Raw genomic sequence first — 10,313 nt, 5'->3', positions numbered from 1 at the left:
GGACATCGACCTGTGCCTCATCCTCGGAGCCGGCTGGCCCTTCATCGATGGCGGTGCCTCGCCCTACCTCGACCGCGAGGGGGCGTCCGAGCGCGCCTTCGGCGACACGTTCCACCACCCGCCGATCCGCGGCATCGGAGCATGAACCGACGAGAACGGCGCCGTCCCCGCGGGGGCGGCGCCGTTCTCGTGCGTGCGGGCCTGCGCTGAGAACAGGCTCCGCACCGAGAACAGGCCGGATCGGTGGATATCGGCCTGTTCTCGGCGCGTCCCCTGTTCTGGGAACCTGCGTCAGCGCTCGGCGTCGTCGCGCACGCGCGCGTCGGGCAGCCACACCGGCTCGGTCTGCCGCGCCATCGGGATGCGGGTGCCGAGCACCTGTGCGACCACGTCGTGGGCGATCTTGGCGGCCGTGAGCCCGGCGTCCTCGAGGATCTGCTCGCGCGTGGCGTGATCGATGAACTCGTCCGGGATGCCGAGCTCGTCCACCGCCGTGTCGACGCCGGCCTCGCGCAGCACCTGACGCACGCGGGTGCCGACGCCGCCGACGCGGATGCCGTCCTCGATCGTGATGACGAGGCGGTGAGCCCGGGCGAGCTCGACGATCGAGGGCTGCACGGGGATCGCCCAGCGGGGGTCGACGACGGTGGCGCCGATGCCCTGCGCGCGCAGGCGCTCCGCGACGTCCATCGCCAAGTGCACCATGGGGCCGATCCCGACCAGCAGTACGTCGTCCGACGACCCGCGCGCGAGCACGTCGACCCCGTCGGGCAGGCGCTCGATCGCGTCGAGGTCGGCGGGGACGCCGCCCTTCGGGTAGCGCACGACGGTGGGGGCGTCGGTCACGGCGACGGCCTCGCGGAACTCCTCGCGCAGGCGCGTCGCGTCGCGCGGGGCGGCGATGCGGATGCCGGGCACCAGCTGCAGCATCGCGAGGTCCCAGATGCCGTGGTGGCTCGGGCCGTCGGGCCCGGTCACTCCGGCGCGATCCAGGACGAACGTGACGCCGGCCTTGTGCAGCGCGACGTCCATCATGACCTGGTCGAAGGCGCGGTTCATGAACGTGGCGTAGAGCGCCACGACGGGGTGGAGACCGCCGAAGGCCAGACCGGCCGCGGAGGCCACGGCGTGCTGCTCGGCGATACCGACGTCGTACACGCGCTCGGGGAAGCGGTCCGCGAAAAGCTGCAGCCCCGTGGGTCGCAGCATCGCGGCTGTCATGGCGATGACGTCATCGCGCTCCGCGCCCACGGCAGCGAGCTCGTCGGCGAACACGTCGGTCCACTGCGGACCGCCGCCCGAACCGAGGGCCTCGCCGGTGATCGGATCGATCTTGCCGACGGCGTGGAACTGATCGGCGGTGTCGCTCATCGCCGGGGCATAGCCGCTGCCCTTGTCGGTGATCGCGTGCACGATCACAGGTGCCCCGTACGTCTTCGCCAGTTCGAGGGTCTCGAGCAGCGACTCGAAATCGTGGCCGTCGATGGGGCCGAGGTATTTGATGTCGAGGTTGCTGTACAGCGCCTCGTTGTTCGTGAAGCGCGAGAGGAAGCCGTGCGTTCCGCCGCGCACGCCGCGGTACACCGCACGGGCGGCCGGGCCGAGGCGACGGAAGAGCGTGGCCGAACTCTGATGCAGGTGACGGTAGGCATCGTTCGTGCGCACGCGGTTGAGGTAGCGGGCCATGCCGCCGATGGTGGGGGCGTACGAGCGGCCGTTGTCGTTGACGATGATGACCAGGTTGCGGTCGTTGTCGTCGCTGATGTTGTTCAGCGCCTCCCACGTCATGCCGCCCGTCAGGGCGCCGTCGCCGACGACGGCGATGACGTGGCGGTCCTTACGCCCGGTGCGCGAGAAGGCGCGGGAGACACCATCCGCCCAGCTCAGCGAACTCGACGCGTGCGAGGACTCGACGATGTCGTGCTCGCTCTCGGAGCGCTGCGGGTAGCCGGCGAGCCCACCGCGAGAACGCAGGTTCGCGAAGTCCTGGCGGCCCGTCAGAATCTTGTGCACGTACGACTGGTGCCCGGTGTCGAAGATGATCGGGTCGGCCGGGGAGTCGAAGACGCGGTGGAGGGCGATCGTCAGCTCGACGACGCCAAGGTTCGGTCCGAGGTGCCCACCGGTGCGGGCGACGTTCTCGACCAGAAAGGAGCGGATCTCGGCGGCGAGCTGTCGCAGTTGGTCGGGGGTGAGGTCGTCGAGGTCACGGGGACCGTGGATGCCGGGTAGGAGAGCCATGTGACTCCTCTCGTGCGGTGCGCGCAGAGGTCTGCGCGTCTGTCGATTCTAGTCTCGGCGCCCGGACCGGGCCCGGCAAAGGCTTGCGCCCGCACTGCACGTGGGGAAACGCGACCGCGCCCCGGGGGCCGAAGCTCCCGGGGCGCGGTGCGGTGGCGTCAGACGAGCGAACGCAGCACGTACTGCAGGATGCCGCCGTTGCGGTAGTAGTCGGCCTCACCGGGGGTGTCGATGCGGACCACGGCGTCGAACGTGATGGTCTGCTTGCCCTCGGGCGAGAACTCGCTCGGCTCGGCGGTGACCGTCACCGTCTTGGGCGTCACGCCCTCGTTGAGCTGCTCAAGGCCTTCGATCGAGACGATCTCGGTGCCGTCCAGGCCCAGCGACTTCCAGGTCTCGCCGACCGGGAACTGCAGCGGGACGACGCCCATGCCGATCAGGTTCGAGCGGTGGATGCGCTCGAAGCTCTCGGTGATGACCGCCTTGACGCCGAGCAGGTTGGTGCCCTTCGCCGCCCAGTCGCGCGACGAGCCGGAGCCGTACTCCTTGCCGCCGAAGATGACCAGCGGGGTGCCCTGCTCCTGGTAGTTCATGCTCGCGTCGAAGATGAACGACTGGGGGCCCCCGGGCTGCGTGAAGTCGCGGGTGTACCCACCCTCGACGACCGTGCCGTCGTTGACCGCGGCGGTCAGCTCGTTCTTCAGGCGGATGTTCGCGAACGTGCCGCGGATCATGACCTCGTGGTTGCCACGGCGGGAGCCGTACGAGTTGAAGTCCTTCTGCGACACACCGTGCTCGATCAGATACTGAGCGGCGGGGGTGCCGGCCTTGATGTTGCCGGCGGGGCTGATGTGGTCGGTCGTCACGGAGTCGCCGAGGGTTGCCATGACGCGGGCGCCCGTGATGTCGCGCACCGCGTCGGGCTCCATCGTCATGCCGTCGAAGTAGGGCGCCTTCCGCACGTAGGTGGAGTCGGCATCCCACTCGAAGACCGGGCCCGTGGGGGTCGGCAGGTTCTTCCAGCGCTCGTCGCCCTCGAAGACGGTGGCGTACTGCTGGATGAACTGCTCGCGCGAGATCGACGCGTCGATGATCGACTGCACCTGGTCGGGGGCCGGCCAGATGTCCTTGAGGAAGACGTCGTCGCCGTTCTGGTCCTTGCCGAGCGGGTCGGTCTCGAAGTCGAAGTTCATCGAGCCGGCCAGCGCGTAGGCCACGACCAGGGGCGGCGAAGCGAGGTAGTTCATCTTGACGTCGGGGCTGATGCGGCCCTCGAAGTTGCGGTTGCCCGAGAGGACGGCCGTGACGGCGAGGTCGTTGTCGTTGATCGCCGCCGAGACCTCCTCGATGAGGGGGCCCGAGTTGCCGATGCAGATCGTGCAGCCGTAGCCGACGGTGTAGAAGCCGAGGCCCTCGAGCGCCTTGTCGAGACCCGACTTCTCGTAGTAGTCGGTGACGACCTTGGACCCGGGTCCGAGCGTGGTCTTGACCCACGGCTTGCGCTTCATGCCCTTGTCGACCGCGTTCTTGGCGAGCAGGCCCGCCGCGATCATGACCGAGGGGTTCGACGTGTTGGTGCACGAGGTGATGGCCGCGAGGGTCACCGCACCGTTGTCGAGGAGGTAGGACTGGCCTTCGGGCGTGGTGACCTTGACGGGCTTGGATGCCGCCGACGGACCGCCGGAGGAGATCAGGATCTCGCCGGTGTGGATGTGCTCGTCTCCGGGCTCCCCGCCCGGGTCGGAGGCCGGGAAGGACTGGTCCGACTCGAGGTCGACGATCGAGTCCGAGGTCGAGGCGGCCGCATAGTTGAGGATGTCCTTCTCGAACTGCGACTTGGCCTCGGACAGCAGGATGCGGTCCTGCGGGCGCTTCGGGCCGGCGATCGAGGGAACCACGGTGGAGAGGTCGAGCTCCATGAACTCGCTGAAGGCGAGCTCGCGGGCCGGGTCGTGCCAGAGCTTCTGCTCCTTGGCGTAGGCCTCGACGAGGGCGACGGTCTGCTCGTCGCGTCCAGTCAGACGCAGGTAGTCCAGAGTGACATCGTCGATCGGGAACATCGCCGCGGTGGAGCCGAACTCGGGGCTCATGTTGCCGATGGTCGCGCGGTTGGCCAGCGGCACGGATGCCACGCCCTCGCCGTAGAACTCGACGAACTTGCCGACGACGCCGTGCTTGCGGAGCATGTCGGTGATGGTGAGGACGACGTCGGTCGCGGTGACGCCGGCGGGGATCTCTCCGCTGAGCTTGAAGCCGACGACGCGTGGGATCAGCATCGACACGGACTGACCGAGCATCGCGGCCTCGGCCTCGATGCCGCCGACGCCCCAGCCCAGCACGCCCAGGCCGTTGACCATCGTGGTGTGCGAGTCGGTGCCGACGCAGGTGTCGGGGTAGGCGCGCAGCACGCCGTCGACGGAGCGGTCGTAGACGACCTTCGCCAGGTGCTCGATGTTCACCTGGTGGACAATGCCGGTGCCCGGCGGGACGACCTTGAAGTCGTCGAACGCGGTCTGACCCCAGCGCAGGAACTGGTAGCGCTCACCGTTGCGCTCGTACTCGATCTCGACGTTGCGCTCGAGCGCGTTCTCGCTGCCGAACAGGTCGGCGATGACGGAGTGGTCGATGACCATCTCGGCCGGGGAGAGCGGGTTGATGCGGTTCGGGTCGCCGCCGAGGGCGGTCACGGCCTCGCGCATGGTGGCGAGGTCGACGATGCAGGGAACACCGGTGAAGTCCTGCATCACGACGCGCGCGGGCGTGAACTGGATCTCGGTGTCGGGCTCGGCATCCGGGTTCCAGGATCCGAGGGCGCGGATCTGTTCCGCGGTGACGTTCGCGCCGTCCTCGGTGCGGAGGAGGTTCTCGAGCAGCACCTTGAGGCTGAACGGGAGCTTCTCGAACCCGGGGACGGTGTCGATGCGGAAGATCTCGTAGTCGGTGCTGCCGACCGTCAGGGTGCTCTTGGCACCGAAGCTGTCAACCGTGGACACGATCGTCTCCTTCGTCGGCGTATGCGCAGGCGTCGGCCCGCCCTCTCCCATCTTCCCCGGGGTGTGCGGACGATGCCAGGAAGGCCGACCTAACCGCGGAGCGAGGGGGATTTATCTTGATATCAAGATAAATATATCAGGCCTCGCGACGTGGGGAGAGAGCCCGCACGGCGAGCCACGTGACCGCGAGCATGGGAGCGAACAGGGGCAGGCCCATGATGATCTTCAGTGTTCCGAGCGCGGTGACGTCGCCGGCGAAGTACAGCGGGAGCTGAACGATCAACCGCGCGGCGAACAGGGCCGCCCACCCGAGCGACAGCCACGAGAACACGCGGCGCTGGCGTTTGTCGGCGCGCCACGAGGTGCCCTCTCCCAGCAGGTAGCCGGCCGCCAGACCGATGAGGGGCCAGCCGACGAGCACCGACACGAGGAACGCGGTGCCGTAGGCGCCGTTCATGAAGAACCCGAAGACGAAGTTGTCCTGCCCGCGACCGGTGAACAGTGCCAGAACGGCGGCTGCGACGGTGGCGAACAGGCCGCCGATGGCGGCGCTCGGCGGCGACTTGGCGATCAGGCGGGCGATTGTGAAGACCAGGGCCAGGCCCACCGAGACGCCGAGGCTCAGGAGCAGATCGCCCTGGCGGGTCTCGGGATCGATCGTGACGGTGAACAGGACCACGAAAGCCAGCGACGGCAGGACGGATTCCAGGATGCCGCGCCACCCGCCCATCGCCGACCACACGGCGGCGCCGGTCGAGGAGTGCTTCGACGGGTCCAGTCCGGCGCGGCGCGCCGCGCTGCCCAGTGCCGCCGACACGCTGTCGGCCGCCGACGGGGGCTCGAGCGGCACGCGGTCGGCGTCGTCGGGGTGCGGAGCGTCGCTCATGCCGTGCCGGGGGCGGACGGCATCCGCAGGGGGATCAGATCGCGGGGCGGCATGGGCGATCCGCCGCGGACGACGACGATCGAACGGAAGAGGTCTTCGACCGCCGCGGCCGCCTCGACGTCGGATGTCGCGGCTCCCCCGATGACGCCGCGCAGGAACCAGCGCGGTCCGTCGACGCCGACGAAACGGGCGAGGCGCTTGGCCGAGCCGTCGGCACCGGCTACGACCGGGACCTCGGCGAGGAGTTCGGGGCCCAGCGGGCCCTCGCGCTCCTCGACCCGGCCGCCCTGCTGCTTGACCTGCTGGCGGATCTGATCCCGCGTCTCGGCCCACAGTCCGCTCGTGCGGGGCGCCGCGAACGGCTGCACCTGCAGAGTGGAATCGGCGTAGTCGAGACCGACGGCCACGATCCGCTTGGTCTGCTCCTCGACCTCGAGGCGAAGGTTGAGTCCCTCGCGCGGCAGGATCTTGATGCCGCCGAGGTCGATGTAGGGGCGGACGGCGTTCGCCTCGGCCTCGTCGAAGGGGCCCGCGGTCTCGCGGTCCGCGGGACCGCTCTTGGCGGGCGGCGCGGCCTCGATCTGCTGGTCGGATTCGTCGGTCATCGGGTGCTCCCTGAAGGGGTCTGGTAGCCGCTGGATCCGAAGCCGCCCTGCCCGCGCACGCTGGCGGGGAGGTCGTCGACAGGAATGAAGCGCACGGGCGGGACGGGCATGACGATCAGCTGCGCGATGCGGTCGCCGACCGCGATCTCGTACGCGTCGTCGAGGTCGGTGTTCAGGAGGGCGACCTTGATCTCACCGCGGTAGCCCGCGTCGATCGTGCCCGGCGAGTTGACGATCGTGATCCCGTGCTTGGCGGCCAGGCCGCTTCGCGGGACGACGAACGCGGCGTACCCGTCGGGCAGGGCGATCCGCACGCCGGTGGAGACGAGCGCGCGGCGACCGGGCTGCAGCGTCACCGCCTCGGCGGCGACGAGGTCGGCTCCGGCGTCGCCGGGGTGGGCGAAGACCGGGGGCTCGGATGCGACAATGAGGACGTCCACCGTTTCGGTCACCCCACGAGGGTAATGCAGAAGAGGGGGTGCGGCATCCGCACCGGAATCGAGTACCGCGAACGCCTGAGCCCATCGCTGTGGGCTCTCGGCGCTGCAGCTGTCTGCGGCCCGATGGCGGCCTTGGTCTTCTCGCCCATCGACACCACGCTCGCCCTGGTGGTCGGACTCGTGGTCGGCGTCGGGATCGTCGCGGCGCTCGTCGCCCTCTCCCCCCTCATCGAGGTGCGCGACGGCGAACTGCACGCCGGTCGGGCGCACATCCCCGTGGAGCTCCTCGGGGTCCCCGCGAGTGTCGTGGCCGAAGAGGCGCGAACGGCCCGCGGGAGTGGTCTCGACCGACGGGCCTGGCACGTCATCCGGGGCGGGATCGACGGGATCGTCACGGTTCCCGTGACCGACCCCGATGATCCGACTCCGATGTGGGTGGTGTCCACCCGGACGCCGGATCGCCTCATCGCGGCGATCCAGCGCGCTCAGGTCAGGCTGCGCACTCCAGGCAGATGAAGCCGGAGCCGCTCTCCTCGGCGATCTGGGAGCGGTGCTTCACCAGGAAGCAGTTCATACAGGTGAACTCGTCTTCCTGAGCGGGAAGCACGACGACGTCGAGCTCGATGTCCGACAGGTCGGCCCCGGGCAGTTCGAAGCCCGAAGGGTTGTCGGCATCCTCGTTGTCGATCGACCCCGACGTCTTGTCGGGCACGCGCTCCTTGAGGGCCTCGATCGACTCGCTGTCGTCCTCGGTCTTGCGCGGTGCGTCGTAATCGGTGGCCATGCGTGAAGGTCTCTACTTCCGGTTTTCTGTGGTGCATCGCCCGAACGGGCGGCCATAGTTTGCATGACCCGACCCCGATAAGCAAATGCGCTCGGCGGGGTGAGTGCGGGCTGCGAGGCGTCAAACTCGCGGCGCGCCCGCGATATTCCCGGCTCCGGCGGCGGGACCGTGACAGCATGGGCGTCGACCGCAGATCGGAGGGGTGTTTCGTATGGAACAGCTCAAAGTCATCGGAACCGAGGATGACGTCCTCGTCGTCGCGACCGAGACGGGCGAACGATTCGCCCTGCCGCTCGATGAGGTGCTGCGCGCCGAGGCGCGCCGTGCGCGCCGTGGGCGCGAGCACGACGACGACCGCGCGCCCCGCCCGAGCCCGCGCGAGATCCAGGCGCACATTCGCGCGGGACTCTCCGCGCGCGAGGTCGCGGCGCTGCTGAACGCCCGCGTCGAGGATGTCGAGAGGTTCGAAGGGCCGGTGCTCGCCGAGCGCGAGCACGTCGTCGCCCAGGCCCTCTCGGTGCCCGTGCTGCTCGGAGGTGCCCTCGAGCATGACGCCCCGGTCACCTTCGGGGCCGCCGTCCGCGCGAAGCTCGGCGAAGCCGGCGCGTCGGCGGAACGGTGGACGAGCTGGAAGGACCCCTCGGGGTGGATGGTGAAGCTCGAGTTCACCGCCAACGGCATCGATCACGACGCCCGCTGGGGCTTCGATCCTCGACGCAGCAGCCTGTCGCCGCAGAACTCCGATGCGATCCAGCTCTCCCGCCAGGGTTCGCTGCCCGAAGGGTTGATCCCCCGGTTGCGTGCCCTGGACACTCCGCTCCCCAAGGACGACACGCGCTTCGACAGCGGCGCTTTCGGGCCGCGGCGTCTCGACATCGAGGATGAGCCCGGCGTCGAGGCTACTGGTCCGGTGACCGCCGCGGTTCAGGCTGCCGCGATCAAGCGGGCTCCCGACGCGCCGGTGACCTCGTCCGAGACGGCCGACCTCCTCGAGGCGCTCCGTCGCCGACGCGGACAGCGCGAGCCCCTGCCGGGGATGCCCGAGGTCCGCGAACCCGAACCCCGCACGCCCAGTGCCCCCGTCGCGCTCTTCGACGCTCTCGAGCCGGGCTACCGCGCGGAGGAGCCGGAGACGACCGAGACCGAACCGGATCGGACCCCCGGTCCCTCGGCATCCTCGGACTCCGGGCGGCGCGCCAAGGGTCGACCGTCCATGCCCTCGTGGGACGAGATCGTCTTCGGGGCGCGCACCGACGAGAGCTGAGTCAGCGCAGCTCTCAGGCGAACGCGCCGAGGCGCAGGAGCGGAACCGTCCGTTCCTCGTCGGTGAGCGACCCGTGCTGGCCCACCATCCGCTGAGGGCGCTTGTCGCTCTCGCGGTCGTCGTAGTAGGCGAAGCGTCCGCGCGCGGCCACGAGCACGTCGCCGATGCGCTCGCTCACCTCGGGGGCGACCGAGCCGAACAACCCGGCCGCGATCGCCTCGTCGCGCGTGAGGACCCACGCCCGCGACTGCTCTCGCTCCCGCCACCGTGACGCCACGGCATCCGCCCGCCCCGGGGTGACGTAGAGGTGGAGCATCCGGGGCTCGCCGCCGACGATCTCGACGTCCTCGAGCAGAGGGTCGCCGTCCGACAGCAGCACGTGCTTGTGGGCGGGAACGTCGACCATGCCGTGGTCGGCGGTGACGAGCACGCCCGTGCCGGGGTCGATCGCGCCGTCGAGGTCGCGCGCGGCGGCGTCGACGCGTTCGAGGGCGTCGGTCCAGCGGTCGGACTCCCAGCCGTCGCGGTGCCCGGCCGTGTCGAGATCGGGCGCGTAGAGGTAGACGAGGGCTCCGGGATGCCGCGCGGCCAGGTCGGCGGCGATCGCCGCGCGCTCGCGCACATCGGCGGATGAGACGAACTCCGCGCCGCGTAGCGTCGCCGCGGTGAATCCGGTACCGGTGTAGTCGGGCCGGGACACGACGAAGCACGGTCGCCCGCGCTCGGCTTCGATCTCGAGCAGCGGACGGCTGCGCTGCCACGTGCGGGGATCCAGGCCGTCGGTCTCCCACCCGTGCAGCTGATTCGCCGCGATCGATGTGCCCGGGATCCGCGTGCGGTAGCCGACGATGCCGTGCTCCCCGGGCTCGGTGCCGGTGAGCAGGCTCGTCAACGCCGCCGCCGTAGTCGAGGGGAACACCGTTCGAGCGACGTCGCGGCGCGAGCCGGCAGAGCCGAGGAAACGCGCGTGGCCACGGCGCTCGGCCAGGTTGTGCGAGCCGAGCCCGTCGACGACGAACACCACGGCGCTGCGGGCGGGGGCGAACCACTCCGAGCGGCCCTCGAGGGCGGCGATCGCCTGGGTCACCACACCGGTGAGG

9 protein-coding genes are annotated in these 10,313 nt (G+C 69.9%); 2 read left to right on the top strand and 7 right to left on the bottom strand.

The genetic code is table 11. The annotated features are described in order from the left end of the window. Window positions 1–291 precede the first annotated feature (291 nt). The 5 genes from dxs to dut form a co-directional block, all read right to left on the bottom strand. Complete coding sequence (dxs, locus tag LQV45_RS11205; protein ID WP_230007089.1) at window positions 292–2,241, bottom strand: 1-deoxy-D-xylulose-5-phosphate synthase; 1,950 nt, start codon at window positions 2,239–2,241, stop codon at window positions 292–294. A gap of 158 nt (window positions 2,242–2,399) precedes the next feature. Beyond that, a complete protein-coding gene (gene acnA, locus LQV45_RS11200) occupies window positions 2,400–5,234 on the bottom strand; it encodes an aconitate hydratase AcnA (RefSeq protein WP_290370234.1) in 2,835 nt (944 codons plus the stop codon). A gap of 136 nt (window positions 5,235–5,370) precedes the next feature. Further along, complete coding sequence (locus LQV45_RS11195; protein WP_230007087.1) at window positions 5,371–6,120, bottom strand: DUF3159 domain-containing protein; 750 nt, start codon at window positions 6,118–6,120, stop codon at window positions 5,371–5,373. Continuing rightward, window positions 6,117–6,725 (bottom strand): DUF3710 domain-containing protein, encoded by a 609-nt coding sequence (locus LQV45_RS11190; protein WP_230007086.1) that lies wholly within the window; start codon window positions 6,723–6,725, stop codon window positions 6,117–6,119. Before LQV45_RS11190 ends, LQV45_RS11195 begins: the two co-directional genes overlap by 4 nt. Further along, window positions 6,722–7,177: a dUTP diphosphatase gene (gene dut, locus LQV45_RS11185; protein ID WP_138172559.1), complete on the bottom strand. Its 456-nt coding sequence runs from the start codon at window positions 7,175–7,177 to the stop codon at window positions 6,722–6,724. The genes LQV45_RS11190 and dut overlap by 4 nt, the downstream gene beginning before the upstream one ends. A gap of 12 nt (window positions 7,178–7,189) precedes the next feature. Between dut and LQV45_RS11180 the strand changes: the two genes are divergently transcribed. Continuing rightward, window positions 7,190–7,681 carry a DUF3093 domain-containing protein gene (locus LQV45_RS11180; RefSeq protein WP_230007085.1) on the top strand — a complete coding sequence of 164 codons (492 nt, stop codon included), beginning with the start codon at window positions 7,190–7,192 and terminating at the stop codon, window positions 7,679–7,681. Here LQV45_RS11180 and LQV45_RS11175 read toward each other — a convergent pair. Then, on the bottom strand, window positions 7,656–7,949 hold the full coding sequence (locus LQV45_RS11175; RefSeq protein ID WP_138172557.1) for a DUF4193 domain-containing protein: 294 nt from the start codon (window positions 7,947–7,949) through the stop codon (window positions 7,656–7,658). The two genes, LQV45_RS11180 and LQV45_RS11175, sit on opposite strands and share 26 nt — an antisense overlap. A 211-nt stretch (window positions 7,950–8,160) precedes the next feature. On the opposite strand from LQV45_RS11175, the gene sepH reads away from it, so the two are divergent. Beyond that, entirely contained in the window at window positions 8,161–9,213 is a 1,053-nt protein-coding gene (gene sepH / locus LQV45_RS11170; protein ID WP_230007084.1) for a septation protein SepH, read from the top strand. A gap of 13 nt (window positions 9,214–9,226) precedes the next feature. Here sepH and LQV45_RS11165 read toward each other — a convergent pair. Continuing rightward, window positions 9,227–10,313: alkaline phosphatase family protein (locus tag LQV45_RS11165; protein ID WP_230007083.1), on the bottom strand; the 1,087-nt coding region annotated here is incomplete at its 5' end.

The sequence above is a fragment of the Microbacterium sp. Bi128 genome (assembly GCF_918698205.1).
Note: the sequence above shows the minus strand (reverse complement) of the source record. Positions and strands in the feature narration are given on the sequence as shown.